This is a genomic window from Natrinema sp. SYSU A 869 (genome assembly GCF_019879105.1).
Taxonomy (GTDB): Archaea; Halobacteriota; Halobacteria; order Halobacteriales; family Natrialbaceae; genus Natrinema.
The window spans coordinates 496,839-514,225 of the sequence record NZ_CP082249.1 but is presented as its reverse complement, the minus strand read 5'-3'; the positions used below and the strand labels follow the sequence as shown (position 1 = coordinate 514,225).

Sequence of the window (17,387 nt, the reverse complement as noted above, 5' to 3'; positions counted from 1 at the left end):
CGCCCTTCGTGGGCGGACGTGGGCCCATAGCTCAGTGGTAGAGTGCCTCCTTTGCAAGGAGGATGCCCAGGGTTCGAATCCCTGTGGGTCCATGGCTCGGAAGACGACCGAATCGTGCCCCTTAAGTGGGGCAGACGATTCTGGTCTAATCCGAAGAAACCGATGCACCATCCCGTGTAAACGCGGGTGGGAAGGGTTAATGCATGCCGCGTCTACGGCGTGCAAATGAGACCGTGTGTACGTGTAGTCCAGGCGTCCACTGGACCCGTTCCCGGGTCACTACGTGGTTGCTTTGCAACCGCCGATCCGATGAACGTGGCTACTGTGCCAGCTGGTGGATCGCTCGGCTTGAGAGCTGATGAAGGACGTGCCAAGCTGCGATAAGCCTGAGGGAGCCGCACGGAGGCGAAGAACTCAGGATTTCCGAATGGGAATCCCCACCGCAATTGCTTCGCGCAATGGGGAACGTCGAGAATTGAAACATCTTAGTATCGACAGGAAAAGAAAGCAAACGCGATGTCGTTAGTAATGGCGAATAAACGCGACACAGTCCAAACTGAAGCCTTCACGGGCAATGTGGTGTTCGGGCTGACGATCACTCTCCGAAAGTCGACAGGAAGTCTCTTGGAATAGAGCACGAAACAGGGTGACAGTCCCGTATTGTCGACAAGTAAGAGACGAGTCAGTTCCAGAGTATCGGGGGTTGGATATCCCTCGTGAATATCGCGGGCATCGACCGCGAAGACTAAACACTCCTCAAGACCGATAGCGAACAAGTAGCGTGAGCGAACGCTGAAAAGCACCCCACGAAGGGAGGTGCAATAGGGCGTGAAATCAGTTGGCGATGGAGCGACAGGGCATACAAGGTCCCGGACAAAATGAATCAGGTGCGAACCTGTAGTAAGAAGTTTGGGAAGCCGGTGTTCTGTCGTACGTTTTGAAAAACGAACCAGGGAGTGTGCCTGTTTGACGAGTCTAACTCGCTTATCGAGGAAGGCGTAGGGAAACCGATATGGTCGCAGTGCTTTGCACCAGGACCACCGTGTTCAAGCGCGGGGAGTCAAACGGGCACGACCCGAAACCGGACGATCTAGGCGTGAGCAAGATGAAGCGTGCCGAAAGGCACGTGGAAGTCTGTTAGAGTTGGTGTCCTACAATACCCTCTCGTGACTTACGTCTAGGGGTGAAAGGCCCATCGAGTCCGGAAACAGCTGGTTCCAACCGAAACATGTCGAAGCATGACCTCTGCCGAGGTAGTTTGTGGGGTAGAGCGACGGATTGGGGGACCGCACTCCGAGAGGAGTGCGCCCCCCTGTCCAACTCCGAACCTACAAACGCCGTTTGACGCAGGGAGTCCGGTGCACGGGGTAAGCCTGTGTACCGTGAGGGAGACAACCCAGAGCTGGGTTAAGGTCCCCAAGTGTAGACTAAGTGCGATCGAAGGTGGTCTCAAGCCCTAGACAGCCGGGAGGTGAGCTTAGAAGCAGCTACCCTCCAAGAAAAGCGTAACAGCTTACCGGCCGAGGTTTGAGGCGCCCAAAATGATCGGGGCTCAAGTCTACCACCGAGACCTAGCAGTGCGGATCAAACCGCAATCTTGTAGGTTGGCGTTCTGTTCGGGTGGAAGCACGGGTGAGAACTCGTGTGGACCGTTCAGTAACGAAAATCCTGGTCATAGTAGCAGCGTTAGTCGGGTTAGAACCCCGACGGCCGAACGAGTAAGGGTTCCTCAGCAATGCTTATCAGCTGAGGGTTAGCCGGTCCTAAGTCAGCCCGTAAGTCGAAGCTGACAACAGGGAAATAGGTTAATATTCCTATGCCAGTGTGCACTCAAAGCCGACGCTTTGGGGCCGCCTGAGCTGGGCCTTCGCCCAGTCGAACTGTCGAAATTCGTGGAAGCCGTAACGGCACGAAGCGAACGAATGGCAGGATCGCGCAAGTCAGGCCAACCTAGAGCCCGTGAAAAGGCGAGCACACTGTTCGTACCGAGATCCGACACAGGTACTCATGGCAGCGAAAGCCAAGGTCTGTCGGGATCAACCGACGTTAGGGAATTCGGCAAGTTAGTCCCGTACGTTCGCAATAAGGGATGCCTGCCTCGCGAAGAGGCAGGTCGCAGTGACTCGGGCGCTCCGACTGTCTAGTAACAACATAGGTGACCGCAAATCCGCAAGGACTCGTACGGTCACTGAATCCTGCCCAGTGCAGGTATCTGAACACCCCGTACAAGGGGACGAAGGACCTGTTAACGGCGGGGGTAACTATGACCCTCTTAAGGTAGCGTAGTACCTTGCCGCTTCAGTAGCGGCTTGCATGAATGGATCAACGAGAGCGCCACTGTCCCAACGTTGGGCCCGGTGAACTGTACGTTCCAGTGCGGAGTCTGGAGACCCCCAAGGGGAAGCGAAGACCCTATAGAGCTTTACTGCAGGCTGTCACTGAGACGTGGTCGCCATTGTGCAGCATAGGTAGGAGGCATTACACAGGTAGCCGCGCTAGCGGCTCACCGAGCCAGCATTGAAATACTACCCGATGGTGACTGCGACTCTCACTCCTGGCGGAGGACACTGGTAGCCGGGCAGTTTGACTGGGGCGGTACGCGCCTGAAAAGATATCGGGCGCGCCCCAAGATTTCCTCACCCGAGTCGGAGACTCGGGGAAGAGCGCAAGAGCAAAAGGAAGTCTGACAGTGTCGAACACAACGATCGACGCTGACGCGAAAGCGTGGTCTAGCGAACCAATTAGGCTGCTTGATGCGGCCAATTGCTGACAGAAAAGCTACCTTAGGGATAACAGAGTCGTCACCCGCAAGAGCACATATCGACCGGGTGGCTTGCTACCTCGATGTCGGTTCCCTCCATCCTGCCCGTGCAGAAGCGGGCAAGGGTGAGGTTGTTCGCCTATTAAAGGAGGTCGTGAGCTGGGTTTAGACCGTCGTGAGACAGGTCGGCTGCTATCTATTGGGGGTGTTACGGTATCTGACGGGAACGTTCGTATAGTACGAGAGGAACTACGAATGGGTGCCACTCGTGTACCAGCTGTCCGGAAGGGCACGTGCTGGGCAGCGACGCACCACGGGGTAAGAGCTGAACGCATCTAAGCTCGAAACCCACCTGGAAAAGAGATACCATTGAGATCACTCGTAGAAGACGAGTTCGATAGACTCGGGGTGTACGCACCAAGGCAACGAGGTGTTGAGCCCGCGAGCACTAATCGATCGAGCCACACATTCATACATTACATCGCATTGGATCCGTGACGCGAGAACGGGTCCGGACGTAAACTGGACTACACGTACATACGGTTAGACACGCCACCGATATTGGCATGACAACGGTTCGATCCCGTTGATCGGCATTAGGGCGGCCACAGCGGCGAGGTACCTCCCGTACCCATCCCGAACACGGAAGATAAGCTCGCCAGCGTTACGGTGAGTACTGGAGTGCGCGAGCCTCTGGGAAATTCGTTTCGCCGCCACCACTCATACTACTTTCAACCCCACACAGCCGGTGCTGTGTGGGGTTTTCTGCGTATATCGTCCCCTCAGAAGCAGTACTATACTCACTATATAGCTTGGAGAGACCGGCCTCCCTAGAATGTCGCCATCTCAACACCAAATATTTTTGGAGCGGGTCTTAACCAGTTGTCTCTGGAAGACCAAATCATGGATACAGGGGTAGAAAATCTCGATCATGACACTATTTACGAACTCCTTTCGGAATCCCGTCGCCGATATATTTTGTACTATCTTTTGGACAGTGAGCATGCGAACATCGATGGGGTAGCCCTTCAGATTGCTGCTGAGGAACAGGACAAAGCGATCGAGTTAGTTTCGGAAGACGAGAAGGAGACGATAACAATATCACTAATACATAATCACCTTCCGCGGCTCGCTGATCACGGAATCATTACGTACGATCACCGAAGTGGCGATTTCGTTAGTGGGGAAAACTTCGATATGATACGGGTGACTATCGAGCATGCGAGAGATCTCGAGTCGGTAGGCCTGACAGGTAGTAATCCGACTGAGTCGTTTCTCTATAGTGATCCGTTGACGGAATCGACGAACGATGAGAGTTGATTCACTCATCACACCGCTCCGTACCTCCCGACAATCGTTTCCGAAGTCACAAACGGAAACGTGAACTCTCAGCAGCTATTCCGCCCGTATTCGATAGGATTGGAAACTGATCTAGCAACCAATAATGGTAGTCGATCTTCTCTCGAGGCCGAGTGGTCCGTGTCTCTCGGTTTGAGTGTTTGGGAATCCACAAACTCGACCCTTGAGGATAGCCGCTCTATGAAAATGTCACCCGGAACACTAACGTCCAGCCTCATCCCGTGGCGGCGTGCCGCGTCGGCTGGCTAACCCTCGTGCCGGGCGGAGGGACTCGTGGGAGTTCCTCGAAGTACTACTGTCGCGTGCCCGGGTTCGCCGTACTGTCATCGCACCCGAATGGGTTTGCTCGGACGGGGACTGAAGGCACGCACTGTTCCTAGGAACGGGACCCGTTTAACTCTTGCAGGCTTGCCCTCGCCGCGCAGTCGACCGTAGCCGCAGGGAGATGGACGCCTCGGACTCGAGTACTGATCGAACATTGCCGGTGATCATCCGGGTTCCGGTGCCGCGGTGACGTTGTCGTTGCCCGCGTTGTCCTCGAGCCACTGGTCGTAGGTCTCGGGTTCGACGACGACGACCGTGGCGTCCATCCGTGAGTGGCCGGCACCACAGAATTCGGAACAGACGGCGTCGTAACGGCCGGGTTCAGAGACGATGGTCCGAGCGCGGGTGTAGTCACCGGGGAACGCGTCCTGTTTGACAGCCAGATCCGGGACGAACAGCGAGTGGATGACGTCATCACTGGTGAGCCAAAACGTGACATCCTTGTCGGCTGGTATCACGATCTCGTTCTCCGTCGTTACGTTCGTGCCGGGATAGGTCGCCTGCCACTCCCACTGGTAGCCGCGGACGTGTACCACCTCGTCGTCGGTTTCGGGGAGGTCCTCGAACGAGTCGAATCCCTCCTGACTGCGGTCATCGTCCTCGAGTGCTTGCGACGGCGACACGTAGGGATTAACGAGGACGCTGTAGCCCGAGAGCCCGACGAACAGCAGGATGATAGCCGTCGCGGCGGTCCAGGTGATCTCGAGGGCGGGATCCTCCGTAGTCGGTTGGGGATCATCGTTGTCGTGGAACTTCACGGCCGCGTAGATTAGGATCATGAGGACGAACAGGGTCAGCGGCAGGGCGACGTAGAGGAGTTGGTACTCGAGGGAGTCGATGAGGTCGCGGTTTTCCGACTGTGCAGCGACTGTTCCGGTCAGTATGAGAAAACTCGAGAGCGCCGTGACGAGGAGTGCGACGATCGTGCGTCGGCGGCTACCCATTGGCGGCGATTCGACGACCGGCGTGATATACGGCCTTCATGGATTGGTAGAATATCATGATTACATACCAATTATAGGCGACAGATAGACGTGCGTAGACCCATCATGGACGAAGATATTCACGAAATTATCAATTCATCTTTATTGGGTGCGATGGTGAGCCAACGGCTATGCACGGCGACGAGCAGTGCGGTCGATCAGCCGGTGGTGATAGGCGGCGATGAACCGTGCGCTTGCAGAGGTTTCGCTGTTCGGTGTCGTCGTCGTGAGCTGTCTGCTAGTCGTCCTCTTCGCCCAGCGCTTCCGAGCCGAGGCGTCGCCGGACGGGGGGTACGCGACGGGGCGTCAGCGACGGCTCGGTCTCGGGGACGCGAAGGCGGCCGCTGTCCGCTGGACGACGACGACGAACCACCGCGAAATCGGTTTGCTCTACATTGCGTTCGGCACCGTCGCGGCAATCTGGGGTGGGATTGACGCGATGATGATCCGGACGCATCTGTTGACACCCGAGGCGAACATCTGGACCGAGCAGACGTACAACGAACTGTTCACGATGCACGGGTTGACGATGCTGATCTTCTTTGTCACCCCGGTGTTCTTCGGGATCGGGAACTACTTCCTGCCTCTATTGATCGGGGCCGACGACATGGCGTTTCCGCGGCTCAATGCCATCGGGTTCTGGCTGTTGCCGCCCTCGCTCTTGCTCGCCCGATTGGGGATCGTCGCTGAAGTGACGGGAGCGGTGCTCGCAGTCGTCGTTCCAACGGACTGGATTTCGGTCCTCTTGGCGTTTCAGGAGCCGGCGATCGGGTGGACGATGTATCCGCCCTTATCGCTGGCACCGAATCCGCAGACGAACTTTCTCTTGCTCGGACTCCACTTGAGTGGCATCGCTACCACGATCGGTGCGATTAACTTCATTACGACGATCATCTATGAGCGAGACGAGTCAATCGGCTGGGCGAACCTCGACATCTTCTCGTGGAACATGCTCATCACAAGCGCGATCATCGTCTTTGCGTTCCCCCTGCTCGGGACTGCCTTGCTCATGTTGCTGTTCGATCGGAACTTCGGGACGACGTTCTTCGCGGTCGAGGGCGGCGGTCCGATCCTCTGGCAGCACCTCCTCTGGTTCTGGGGCATCCTGAGGTCTATATCATCTTCCTGCCGGCGACCGGGCTGATGAGCCTCATATTACCGAAGTTCGTCGGCCGCAAGCTGTTCGGATTCAAGTTCATCGTCTACTCGACGATCGCCATCGGCGTCCTCTCCTTCGGTGTTTGGGCCCACCACATGTTCGTGACCGGCATTGACCCGCGCGTCCGGGCGAGTTTCATGGCTACCTCGATCGCCATCGCCGTCCCGAGCGCGATCAAGGTATTCAATTGGATCACCACCATGTGGAACGGTGATGTGAGACTCGCCGCGCCGACGATCCTCTGTATCGGCTCAATCGGTCTGTTCATCGTCGGCGGCGTCACCGGTATCTTCCTCGCCGTCATCCCCGTTGACGTCATCTATCACGGGACCTACTACGTCGTCGGTCACTTCCATCTCATCCTCATGGGGATCATCCCGCTCATGATGTTCGCCGCCAGCTACTACTGGTATCCCATGCTCACCGGCCGGATGTACGATCGCCGGCTCGCGATTTTCCAGTCATCGCTGCTGGTCGTCGGCTCCGCGCTCACGTTTATGACGCTGATGGCGCTGGGGTTCCTCGAGCTCCCCCGCCGGTACGCGACCTACCCGCCGGGGTACTCGGGGCTGCAGATCGTCGCAACCATCGGTGCGTTCATCATCGGGCTCAGCGTTCTCATGTGGCTCTATAACATGCTCTGGTCGTACTTCCAAGGGACGCCGATCGAGACCGCTGATCCCTGGGAACTCAAAGCGACCGAGCAGTTCACGCCCGAGTGGCAGTGGTTTGAGGACCGCCTCGAGCGCGAGCGCGGAGTGCCACCGAGCGAACCAGACAAAGTCCGCCCGTCGTACGTGCCCGCACAGGACGAGCGACCATTGTCGATCTACGGGCGGATCAAGCCGGTTGCCCGAACCGTTGCGAACGATGCCGGTATCGGTGCGGCCGGCGGGTTCGTCGGAACGATGCTCATGACGGGGGTCCTTCTCGTCGCAGTGGCACTCGGCGTGTTCAACCTCGAGTCGTTCGCGACCCTTGCGACGTTCGTCGGGTTGCCGTCGAATCTCGCGTTCGGGTACGGACTCTTCGTCGTCGGTGGAATGACGGTCTGGCCGCTTCTGTTCCTGTCATTGGGAGAGTATTTGCCGGGCGAGCTCACGCTCGTAACGGGGCTGTGGTATGCGACGGTCATCGCCTCGGGGTTCGCGCTCGCCTTTTACACTGGTCAACCCGGCCTCGAGTTGGTCGCGTACCTGTTGTTCGTCCTGCTCGCTCACTGGATCTATGGACTGGGACTTGCGGGAGCGATCGCGTTTCTCGGTGGCCGTCAACGCCGTCCGTCGACAGGGGAGGACGAGTAGCGATGAGCGCCGGTGACAATTCGTCCCCCGATACGACCAAGCCGCCCGCGACCGACGAGACGGGACCGGTCGAGCCGACGACGTCGTCCGAATCGCTAGTGTTGACCTACGCTGCGCCCTTTCTGGGCGTCCTCCTGATCGCCGTCGGCCTCCCCCTCGCGATCGCCGGCGGCTACGTCGTCATTCAGGACGGGATAGGACTCTGTGGGAACCCCAGTATCACGGCCGACCCCGTCGCCGAGGGCGAGACCCCACCGGAGACCGTCGAGACACTGCCAGCCACGGAGCTCTCGTCGGCCGAGCGAGCGGCCCTTGAGGAGGCGATCGATAGCCCGCTTCAGGAGGCGACAGTTGACGGCGAGATGGCGAACAGACAGGCGCTGCTCGAGGGGGCGGTTGTCGACTACGAGGGCGAACGCTACTACGTCCAGATTGCGTCCCAGAACTCCTGTCTCGAGGTTTCACCGTTGCTGTTTCCGATCGGCGCGATCGCGATCCTCATGGGTGTCATCGGCGTCCTGACGCCGCCGATATACCGGAAGATGGCGGGGTTCGAAGAGCGGATGCGGCGCGATCGGACGGACTGATCGGCTGCTCAAAGGCGGTGACACGGACGGCTGGCGATGGCCGACAGTCCTCGCCACTGAAAGAGAAACCCGACTGCGACCGAGAAGCGATCTCGAGCGGTGTCGATCGCGGGACCCGACTGCGATGGAACGATGTAACGCGTCAGTCCGACTCGTTCGAGTCGGTGGTGTTTGACTCGTTGGTAGCGTCCGAGTCGGTGGTGGCTGAGTCATCCGTCTGATCCGACTGGGCGGTCCCGTTCGGCTCGTTGTTCGTCATCGGATCCGGTTCGGGCGCGACGACTTCGCCGTCACCCGGCTGTTCGGCTGCGTAGGAGAACTGGCCCTTGCCGTCCGGCGCTTCGCCCTCCGTCCACGGGTAGCCGGGATCCGGTTGCTCCTCGCGTCTGGTTGAAATGAACGTGTAGTTGAACTCCTGGTTTTCCTGTTCCTGCGGGAAGCTCGCGGGCACCGGAACTGGATCGTCGAGTGTTTCCAAGGCCTCAAGCCACTGGTTTTGATGCATAGTGTCCCGGGCGATGAGATAGGAGAGCATGTCCTTCATGCCGGGGTCGTCGGTGTACTCCCAGAGCCGTGTTGCGAGGGTACGGCCGGTCGCCTCAGCCATCACGTTCGCGTAGAGGTCGCCAGCGAGGTTTCCCGATGCAGCGATGTAGCCACCGGTGAACGGGACGCCGTTACTATCGACTGGCATCGCCGACTGGCCGGCCGAGAGAAACTGCCGCGGGTTCTGTCCGGTCATCGACGCCGCAGCGGCCGCCGTCTCCTGAGCATCATCGCTCATCTGCGTGGGCGAGCCGCGCAGGTTCTTCGTCACGGCGGTCGCGAGCATTTCGATGTGGCCGAGTTCCTCGGCCGCGGTCTCCATCAGCAGGTTCCGGTACTCCTCGTATTCCTCGGGCAGTGCCCAGGCCTGGAACATGTACTGCATGGCGACGCGCATCTCGCCTTCTTGGCCGCCGATCGCTTGTTGGAGGAGTTTCGCGAAGTGTGGGTCCGGTTGTTCGACGGTAACCTCGTACTGGAGTTCCGGTTCTTGGAAGAACATCCACTGGTCCCTGCCCACACCCAGAGGGATAAACAACTGTTGTGACTGATAGTGAAGTTTCCACCGACTGGTAATAGTTCGATATGATCCGTTCAGATCTGGCAGAAGACAATCTGATACGTGTGATATCGACACTCGAAAGACCGTACACCCATCGTTGTGTCATCATGGCAAACGGTTATAATGGCGTCGGTGGTCGGGGATCAGCGCATGAGTGAGGATCCATGGTCGACGTCACGACGCACGTTCGTCAAATACGGCGCGGTATCGACGGGAACGCTGTTCGGGGCCTCTGGGGCGAGCGCCGACGTAGGATCGGGCTCGACTGAGCCCGACGCCGAGCCGGCCGATCACGGGGTGGTACATCCATACCAGTTCACCCCGGACAGCCGATTCACCGTCGTCGAGTCGGGCCTCGACTGGCAACCGGACCGATTCAGCGACACCTATCAGACCAATGTGATAGCCTACGACCACGCGCCGTCGTATCGTGCGTTCCTCTTTACTGAGCCCGACGCGGCCCTCGAGCCGGACCAGTCGCTCGAGTTCGGGGCTGTTCAGGGATCGCCCGGAACCGCCGGCCGACGGTTCGTCACCGTCGGTCTCGAGTGACCGGCCGGTGCCAACGGAGCGGTGGGTCCGCTGGGTCGGACCCGTTACTCGTGTCCGATCGGACACCGGGTTTTTCCTCGGTGGCTGTGGTACGGATCAGTCCCAGAGGTGACTCTAGTGGGCAACAACGAGGATAAACAGCGAGCGGCGGCTGAATGCGACGACTGCGGGGAGATCGGCATCGTTCAGATCTGGCCCGATGGCAGTCTCCAACCCCTCGGTCAGTCGAATTTCTGTGACTGTGAGTCACCGACGCTGGAGGTTCTCGAGACCGATCTCGACCACGACGAGATACCGTGAACTACCCCACTCTATTCGCTGTTCGCCGATTCTGATGGCGATGGCGATCGGCGGCGAGACCTGTTACACCGACGCGCCGACGTAGAGGACGACGACAAGGAAGAGCCAGACGACGTCGACGAAGTGCCAGTACAGCGAGACGGTCGCGACCGACGTATCCCGATCTGGGCCGTAGTGACCGCGGAACGCTCGCCAGCAGAGCACGGCGATGCCACCGACGCCCAACGCGACGTGGAGTCCGTGGAGTCCGGTCAGTCCGAAGAAGGCGGTCCCAAAGATACCGCTCGCGAGAGTGAATCCCTCGTGAGCGACGAACTCGTAGTACTCGTAGACCTGCCCGGCGAGGAAGACTAGGCCGAGCGCGAGCGTCGTCCCGAGCAGTCCGAGGAATCGTCTCCGGTTGTCGTGTTCGAGTGCCTCGTGTGCGTAGTGGAAGGTGACGCTACTAGCGACCAGAATGGCGGTGTTGACGATCACGAGCGAGCCGAGCAGCGGCGGCAACTCCTCGGGCGGCCAGGTCCCAATTCTGACGAAGAAGTAGTAGATAAACAACGCGCCGAACGTCGAGACGTCGGTCGTGAGGAAGAGCAGCGTCGTCGAGACGTACGACTCCCGGGATTTGCGTGCTCCCTGTGCATCGCGAGCGGGTGCCAGAAACGCCTGGTCGATCCAGCCCGCGATGCCGGCAAGCAGGACGATCGTCCCGACGACAGCGAGGCCAACGCCGAGTAGCGGCGGGATGAGATCAGTTTCGTCCCCGAGGATGAAGACCGCGACCCCGCCGTAGAGTCCGGCCGCCCCGGCGGCGGCGACGAGCGGCCAGCGGCTGCGGTGCTCGTGCTCGTCGTGATCGCCGCGACCGCGGTGGTCGCCGTACTCCTCGGGTGCCTGCCCCTCGGGAACACGGTGGCCGGAGCCATCGGCTCGAGGAGCGTCCTCGTCGGGCGGATCGGTGTGTCCACCAGAGGTCATAGGGCCGCTTCCACGTCGATCCGGAAAAAGGATCACCGCGTATAGGCAGTTAGGCCGTCGTTACATTGCGACGATTCCCGACCGATACGCGATCGCCTGTCTCGCTCGAGTTCCTCGAGTTCGCTCGCGTGACCAGCGACGAGGAGTCGGCGACTCGGCTGATTCAGTAGAAGTAGTCGTCCTCCGAGAGCTGCACGTAGCCACCGTCGCGGTATTTGAACTTCTGGCGCTTGTACGTCGCCATGACCTTGGCCGCGCCGAGGCCGGCGGAGTACGTCTTGCTCACGAGGCCGTCGGTCGAGCCGCTGCCCTGCATGTCGGTGATGGTGTCGAATGCCCAGTCCCAGTCGTCGGGCCCGTAGTCGGCGACGATGTCCGCGAAGGCGACGTTACGCAGGATCTCGTCGCCGATCGCGCGTTTCCAGACATCGTTGTAGTTCGCGATGGAGTTCGTCGCGGCGAGTCGGCCAGCGATCTTGCCGGTGCGGACGGCGACGTGATAGCCACCCTCGTGGAAGGCGGAGGTAGTGCCCATCGCACCGCCGGCGACGGCGATGTTTGCTCCGACGGGCGACTCGATCGGCCGCGTCGAGGAGATCGGATAGGTTTCGGTCCCCTTCGACTTGCCGCGGTCTTCGACGCGCGGGATGTCCGCTTCGATGTCGTATTCGTCGCCGTACTCCTGCTCTAAGAGGCGAGTGATGTACTCCGCGCCCGAGGGAATCCGCTCGTCGTCGGGCCGCAGGAGCTTGTAAGAGCCGGGGTCGTCGACGTCCGCGAGATCCATGCCGATCGGCATCGTCAGCCCGACGCGGGCGACCGTGCCGTCGTTCGGGAACACCCATGGGTAGGCGGTCTCGCCGGGCATGTACCCCCACCAGAACTTCAGTCGGTCCTTGAACTCTTCGAACAGTTCGGGGGGAAACTCCCGATACTCTTGGTAGGCGATGTGATTCGCTTTCGGCGGCGAGAGGTGATCGGAGACGCTCCGGCCGGGTGCCGTGAACTGGTCGAGCGCGTCAAGCGTGATCCGCCGTTGTGGGCCGTCCGCGAGGACGACGTACTGGGCCTCGAGTTCCTCGCCGTTCGAAAGCGTCAGCGTATGGGTCGGTCCCTTCGAACTCGAGGCGCGAAGGTCAGTCTCGAAGTCCTTCACGCCAGTCCCGACGCGCAAGTCAGCGCCCGCATCGACCGCGCGTTCGTGGAGCCAGTCGTCCATGCGCGTGCGATGGAAGGTGTAGCCGAACTTGGGGTAGCTGGCCTCCATCCCGGTCGAGGTCAACTCGACGTTGCTGTTCGGCCCGACGAACTCGGTTGCCTCGAGTTCCCGGTGGATGACCTCGTCGGGGATTTCCCGGTAGTCAAAGCCCATGATATCGATCCAGTAGTCGAGCATTCCAGCGGCATCGGTCGAATCCGGCCCTGGCCCTCGCGGTCCTCTCGAGGGACCCCCTGCTCGAAGAGGACCGTCTCTGCGCCGTGAGCGGCGGCCCGTTCGGCCGCGGACGCACCAGCGGGCCCTCCGCCGACGATCGCGACGTCTACGCGTTCCATACGCCGTTTGGACTCATTGGGTCATTATAAAAACTGCGAGGTGAACTTTCAGTTCTTCGAGTCATCCGTCATATCAGTCAGGATCGGCCAACTGCGGTGCAGTAGCGTACGATGTCGGCCGTCCGAGCGTCGCGAGGTCGAGCCACGCGAGCACCTCGGAAAGCAAATAGCACGGGATCGACGGTCCCGCGGACCATGCGAACGGGTGCGTCGCACCCGTAAGAAAAATCGGCTGAGGAGGATGTGGAAATCCCCTGTTGCCGGCGTGAGAAGTCCGTCCGCTCCAGTTCGGTGCGCCCTGACTCCGTGACGCTCGAGTGCTACTCCCGACGATCTTCGAGTCGATGAGGGTGCCGCGAGACGAACCCTTTTGATTGCACCGACCGACGGCTGGGACATGAGCGACGACGCGCCGGACATCCTCGTCCTGCGAAAGGGAACCCACGGGACGCCGATCGAACAGTACGCCGACGCGATCCGCGATCGGCTACCGGACCACACTGTCGACCTCGCACGAACGCCGGCCGAAGAGCGAGAGCGGATCGAAAACGCCCGCTTCGTCACCGGCATGACCCTCGAGGATGACTTGCTCGAGGCCGCAGAATCCCTCGAGGTCTTCGCCTGTGCCTACGCGGGCACCGGACATCTGCCACTCGAGAAACTCGAGGAGCGAGGCGTCGCGGTGACGAACGCCTCGGGTGTCCACGGGCCGAATATCGGCGAGCACGTACTGGGTGCGATCCTCCATTTCACCCGGCGGTTCCACGTCGGCGAACGCCGCCAGCGCCGCCGCGAGTGGCGTCACTATCAGGCTACCGAACTACAGGGATCGACGGTCACCGTCGTCGGCCTCGGTGCGATTGGGCAGTCGGTCTGTGATCGTCTCGAGCCCTTCGGCGTCGACACGATCGGCGTGCGCTACACCCCGGAGAAGGGCGGCCCGACGGACGAGGTAATCGGCTTCGAGGACGCCGAATTCGATGACGCGCTCGCGCGGACGGACTATCTCGTCCTCGCCTGTCCGCTCACGGAGACGACGCGCGGACTGATCGACCGCGAGGCGCTCGTCACGATGGATCCCGAGTCAGTCCTCGTCAACATCGCTCGCGGTCCGGTCGTCGACACTGACGCGCTCGTCGCGGCGCTGCGCTCGAATTGGATCCGCGGCGCGTCGCTGGACGTCACCGACCCCGAACCGCTGCCCGAGGAACACCCGCTGTGGACCTTCGAAAACGTTCAGATAACGCCGCATAACGCGGGTCATACGCCGAAGTACTACGATCGGCTGGCTGACATCGTCGCCGAAAACCGCCGTCGGTTCGACGAGCCGAACTCCGATTCCGACCTCGAGAAGCAGGTACTCCCCTGACGGGGCCGTTCGACTGCGTTCGAACCCGGACGATCGCCGCTCGAGTCATCCGACTTACTTTTTGACCTCCTGTGACGAACCACGAATGTGACTATCTCATCAGGTGCGGAAATGAATCGAACGGGATGTACCGCGCAAGTGGACGCGGGAGGTACACGATGCCGCTGACGTTCGATGGGACGATCCTCGTCCCTGCGGCCGATCCCGACGACGGGGAGCAGACCGCGGCAGCACTCGCACCGTACCTCGAGCCCTCGACCCGGGTGATCGTCGTCAACGTAATCGAGAAAGCGGGGGGCGCGCCCGACAAGGCCTCGGTCGAACAGCGCGAGGAGTACGCGCGGGAAATCTTCGAGCGCGCCCGCGGGCCACTCGAGGAGCGAGCGGGGTCGGTCGAGACGGCAATCCTCTTCGGAACCGACGTGGTCGAGACGATTTTCGAGGCGGCGGAAGAGCGCGACATCGACGCGGTCGTCTTCGAGCCCCGCGACGGGAACCGGTTCGTGGAACTACTGACTGGCGATGTGGCTCGCCGATTAGTAAAGGAAGCCTCAGTGCCGGTGGTCGCGCTGCCGAGAACCGACAGCTAGTCGGGATACTGGGACGGACCTCGATCGGTATCCGTTCCCCTCCGACGTACTTGTGCGGCCGGTCTCGGCTCGCTCGTTCGAAGAACGGTTACTCTTGATCCTCGAGCAGTACCTGCCCCGTTTGATCGACCGTGACTCGGTAGGCAGCGTATTCGAACGTGACGGACCCGACGGACCGCTTCGTCCGTTCCGTCGACTGGAACAGCGAATCCAGCGCGGTCGGATCGACCGCGTCGTAGAGCGGTCCGAACTCGTCCGCGATTTCGAGCACGTCCATCCCCGATTCCGACGCGAGTGCGGCGATGACCGTTTCGCTGAGAGGTGTGTCCGGTTCGAACTGATACGTAGTGTTCCCCTCTTGTAGACGTGACTCGCCGGTTGAAGGCTCAGTTTCCATACCCCCTTTACTGGTCCAATGTGGGAAGTGACTACGATTGAATGGTCAACCTATTAAGTGGGGGTCCGTTCCCCGATCGTATTTTGGAGCAGATTGGCCTCCCCTCGCCGAAGACGAGCGGACAGGGCTTGATCCGAGATATCGAGTTTCGTGGCGACCGCCGATAGCGTCGTTCCCCGCGGCACGTCAAAGTATCCCTCCTCGAGGGCGATCTGGAGCGCTTCTCGCTGTCTGTCGGTGATCCCGTATCGGTCTCCGGAAGGGTCTGATCCCTGAAAGATACGCTGAATCCGAAACGGAATATCCTTCTCTTGACAGACGTCGCGATACGCGAACAGCGCCTCTCGCGTCGGGACGCGAGCGCGAATCTTCGTATTCCTCGTGACGGTGATTTCGTGGTAGCTGATATCGTACTCCGCCGCCGTGGGATAGGTCAGCTGTGTCTCTCCCCGCTCCGATAGCGTGACGCTGTAGAGGCGACGATCTTCCTCGACCTCGAGCAGCGAGAACGTCTGTATGGTGTCGTCGTCATCCAGCGCCGTCTCGACGCTCTCGAGTTCGTCGCCATAGACCCAGCAGATGAGTTTCGTCTCCTCCGCTTCGGACTGATAGATCTCTTCGACGTCGATCCTCGAGACGGCGTCGACCGTCCGCCGGAGGATTGGCGTTGCGATTTCGAACTCGACGATCAGAACCATGGCGAGCTCACTCTCTCGACTACGCGACGATGGTTGTTATAGTATAGCAATACGTGAGAGCCGGTCGCGTCACGGCCGGCCGGGGCTCTCGAGGCGAGGCCTCAGCTGAGAAGATCCGTTTCAAGCGGTCTTACGAGTCTGCAGGAGTCGACATTCGACGCCGAACGAACGTCGACCGCGGAACACGGGTCGCGTCCTCAGATGTAGCCGTTCTCGAGCAGGAGTTCGCCGTTGAGTACGCTCGCACCGGCGGCACCGCGAATCGTGTTGTGGGCCAGACAGTTGTACTGCAGGCCAAAGGGCGACTCTTGGAGACCGCCAGCGGCGATGGCCATCCCATCGCCGAGCGTGCGGTCCATTCGAGGCTGTGGTCGGTTAGGTTCCTCAAAGACGTGGATGAGCGGGTCCGGCGAGGAACGCAGATCCAGCGAGGGGTACTCGCGCATGGCTTCGGCGGCCGCGTCAGCGGTCAGCTCCTCGTCGGTCTCGACCCAGACGTTCTCGAGGTGGCCGTCGATGGTCGGGATGCGGTTACAGGAGGCCGCGACGTCCATACTGTTGTGCGACAGTTCGGCCCCGTCGAACTCGCCGAGCAGTTTGCGGGACTCGGTCTCGAGTTTGTCCTCTTCGCCGCCGATGTAGGGGATGGCATTGTCGATGATCTCCATCGAACTGACGCCGTCGTAGCCCGCCCCGGAGACGGCCTGCAGGGTCGAGACGTGGACCTTCTCGAGGCCGAAGTCGGTCAGGGCCGCGAGCGTAGGAACGAAGGTGATCGTCGAGCAGTTGGGGTTCTTGACCATCGCGCCGTCCCAGCCGCGCTCGTCGCGCTGGACCTCGAGCAAGTCGAGGTGTTCGGCGTTGACCTCCGGAATCACGAGCGGGATATCGTCGTCCATGCGGCCGTTCGAGGAGTTCGACGAGACGACGTACCCCTCTTCACAGAAGCCGGATTCGACCGCCGCGCCGACGCTCGAGGGGAGCGACGAGAAGATCAGGTCGACGTCGTTGGGGACCTCGTCGGGATCGGTCGCCGTGACGGTCATGCCGGCGACGTCGTCGGGGATGGGGCTGTCGACGCGCCACTTCGCGGCCTGTCGATACGTCTTGCCGGCGCTAGAGTCGCTCGCGGTTAGTGCAGCGATCTCGAAGTCCGGATGGGGATCGAGTAGCTGAATCAGTCGCTGTCCGACGGCTCCGGTCGCACCGAGTACGCCTACTCGTACTGCCATTTTCCGCCACTCCGAGTTGTGTCCGCAAAACCGTTTGGGTTTACGGTAGCGCGTGTCAATCGCCGGAGTTGCTCACGTTGACTCAGTTCTACGGCATGATTCGACAGTCGTCTGTAGCGGCGTGCTGTGGACGGATAG

The 17,387-nt window shown here is 60.5% G+C and carries 11 protein-coding genes, 1 tRNA gene, 2 rRNA genes and 2 pseudogenes; 9 read left to right on the top strand and 7 right to left on the bottom strand.

Annotated elements, in window-relative coordinates:
* The first annotated feature begins 20 nt into the window (after window positions 1–20).
* The 3 genes from K6I40_RS10645 (at window position 21) to rrf (ending at window position 3,480) form a co-directional block, all read left to right on the top strand.
* Window positions 21–92 (top strand) — tRNA-Ala (locus K6I40_RS10645).
* Between the two features lie 218 nt (window positions 93–310).
* Window positions 311–3,231: ribosomal RNA gene (locus K6I40_RS10640) — 23S ribosomal RNA — on the top strand.
* Window positions 3,232–3,358: 127 nt separating this feature from the next.
* A 5S ribosomal RNA gene (rrf, locus tag K6I40_RS10635) occupies window positions 3,359–3,480 on the top strand.
* Window positions 3,481–4,608: 1,128 nt separating this feature from the next.
* Here rrf and coxB read toward each other — a convergent pair.
* Entirely contained in the window at window positions 4,609–5,388 is a 780-nt protein-coding gene (gene coxB / locus K6I40_RS10630; RefSeq protein WP_222918976.1) for a cytochrome c oxidase subunit II, read from the bottom strand.
* Between the two features lie 220 nt (window positions 5,389–5,608).
* On the opposite strand from coxB, the pseudogene K6I40_RS10625 reads away from it, so the two are divergent.
* Window positions 5,609–7,890, top strand: a pseudogene (locus K6I40_RS10625) (DUF6789 family protein).
* A gap of 2 nt (window positions 7,891–7,892) precedes the next feature.
* Window positions 7,893–8,477, top strand: a complete 585-nt coding sequence (locus K6I40_RS10620) for a hypothetical protein (RefSeq protein ID WP_222918975.1) — start codon at window positions 7,893–7,895, stop codon at window positions 8,475–8,477.
* 142 nt (window positions 8,478–8,619) lie between these two features.
* Here the strand turns inward: K6I40_RS10620 and K6I40_RS10615 are convergent, their stop codons facing one another.
* Window positions 8,620–9,525 carry a manganese catalase family protein gene (locus tag K6I40_RS10615; RefSeq protein ID WP_222918974.1) on the bottom strand — a complete coding sequence of 302 codons (906 nt, stop codon included), beginning with the start codon at window positions 9,523–9,525 and terminating at the stop codon, window positions 8,620–8,622.
* A 210-nt stretch (window positions 9,526–9,735) separates the two neighbouring features.
* On the opposite strand from K6I40_RS10615, the gene K6I40_RS10610 reads away from it, so the two are divergent.
* Both K6I40_RS10610 and K6I40_RS10605 read left to right on the top strand, forming a co-directional pair.
* Entirely contained in the window at window positions 9,736–10,137 is a 402-nt protein-coding gene (locus tag K6I40_RS10610; RefSeq protein ID WP_222918973.1) for a hypothetical protein, read from the top strand.
* Window positions 10,138–10,254: 117 nt separating this feature from the next.
* Entirely contained in the window at window positions 10,255–10,437 is a 183-nt protein-coding gene (locus tag K6I40_RS10605) for a hypothetical protein (protein WP_255681959.1), read from the top strand.
* 63 nt (window positions 10,438–10,500) lie between these two features.
* Here K6I40_RS10605 and K6I40_RS10600 read toward each other — a convergent pair whose 3' ends face one another.
* On the bottom strand, window positions 10,501–11,409 hold the full coding sequence (locus K6I40_RS10600; RefSeq protein ID WP_222918971.1) for a heme-copper oxidase subunit III: 909 nt from the start codon (window positions 11,407–11,409) through the stop codon (window positions 10,501–10,503).
* 163 nt (window positions 11,410–11,572) lie between these two features.
* Window positions 11,573–12,963: pseudogene (locus K6I40_RS10595) on the bottom strand (NAD(P)/FAD-dependent oxidoreductase).
* Between the two features lie 397 nt (window positions 12,964–13,360).
* On the opposite strand from K6I40_RS10595, the gene K6I40_RS10590 reads away from it, so the two are divergent.
* Window positions 13,361–14,332: a D-2-hydroxyacid dehydrogenase gene (locus tag K6I40_RS10590; RefSeq protein ID WP_222918970.1), complete on the top strand. Its 972-nt coding sequence runs from the start codon at window positions 13,361–13,363 to the stop codon at window positions 14,330–14,332.
* 158 nt (window positions 14,333–14,490) lie between these two features.
* A complete protein-coding gene (locus K6I40_RS10585; RefSeq protein WP_222918969.1) occupies window positions 14,491–14,922 on the top strand; it encodes a universal stress protein in 432 nt (143 codons plus the stop codon).
* Window positions 14,923–15,010: 88 nt separating this feature from the next.
* Here the strand turns inward: K6I40_RS10585 and K6I40_RS10580 are convergent, their stop codons facing one another.
* From K6I40_RS10580 to asd, 3 genes are all read right to left on the bottom strand, one after another.
* The gene (locus tag K6I40_RS10580) at window positions 15,011–15,319 is read right to left on the bottom strand and encodes a HalOD1 output domain-containing protein (protein WP_222918968.1); all 309 of its coding nucleotides are present in this window, start codon (window positions 15,317–15,319) and stop codon (window positions 15,011–15,013) included.
* Between the two features lie 53 nt (window positions 15,320–15,372).
* On the bottom strand, window positions 15,373–16,017 hold the full coding sequence (locus tag K6I40_RS10575; RefSeq protein ID WP_222918967.1) for a helix-turn-helix domain-containing protein: 645 nt from the start codon (window positions 16,015–16,017) through the stop codon (window positions 15,373–15,375).
* Window positions 16,018–16,214: 197 nt separating this feature from the next.
* Window positions 16,215–17,249 (bottom strand): aspartate-semialdehyde dehydrogenase, encoded by a 1,035-nt coding sequence (gene asd / locus K6I40_RS10570; RefSeq protein WP_222918966.1) that lies wholly within the window; start codon window positions 17,247–17,249, stop codon window positions 16,215–16,217.
* Between the last annotated feature and the right edge of the window lie 138 nt (window positions 17,250–17,387).

What these genes read in the sequence shown, in the direction of transcription:
- coxB (WP_222918976.1), bottom strand. Translation starts at nt 5,388, where the DNA reads ATGGGTAGCCGCCGACGCACGATCGTCGCACTCCTCGTCACGGCGCTC.
- K6I40_RS10620 (WP_222918975.1), top strand. Translation starts at nt 7,893, where the DNA reads ATGAGCGCCGGTGACAATTCGTCCCCCGATACGACCAAGCCGCCCGCG.
- K6I40_RS10615 (WP_222918974.1), bottom strand. Translation starts at nt 9,525, where the DNA reads ATGTTCTTCCAAGAACCGGAACTCCAGTACGAGGTTACCGTCGAACAA.
- K6I40_RS10610 (WP_222918973.1), top strand. Translation starts at nt 9,736, where the DNA reads ATGAGTGAGGATCCATGGTCGACGTCACGACGCACGTTCGTCAAATAC.
- K6I40_RS10600 (WP_222918971.1), bottom strand. Translation starts at nt 11,409, where the DNA reads ATGACCTCTGGTGGACACACCGATCCGCCCGACGAGGACGCTCCTCGA.
- K6I40_RS10590 (WP_222918970.1), top strand. Translation starts at nt 13,361, where the DNA reads ATGAGCGACGACGCGCCGGACATCCTCGTCCTGCGAAAGGGAACCCAC.
- K6I40_RS10585 (WP_222918969.1), top strand. Translation starts at nt 14,491, where the DNA reads ATGCCGCTGACGTTCGATGGGACGATCCTCGTCCCTGCGGCCGATCCC.
- K6I40_RS10580 (WP_222918968.1), bottom strand. Translation starts at nt 15,319, where the DNA reads ATGGAAACTGAGCCTTCAACCGGCGAGTCACGTCTACAAGAGGGGAAC.
- K6I40_RS10575 (WP_222918967.1), bottom strand. Translation starts at nt 16,017, where the DNA reads ATGGTTCTGATCGTCGAGTTCGAAATCGCAACGCCAATCCTCCGGCGG.
- asd (WP_222918966.1), bottom strand. Translation starts at nt 17,249, where the DNA reads ATGGCAGTACGAGTAGGCGTACTCGGTGCGACCGGAGCCGTCGGACAG.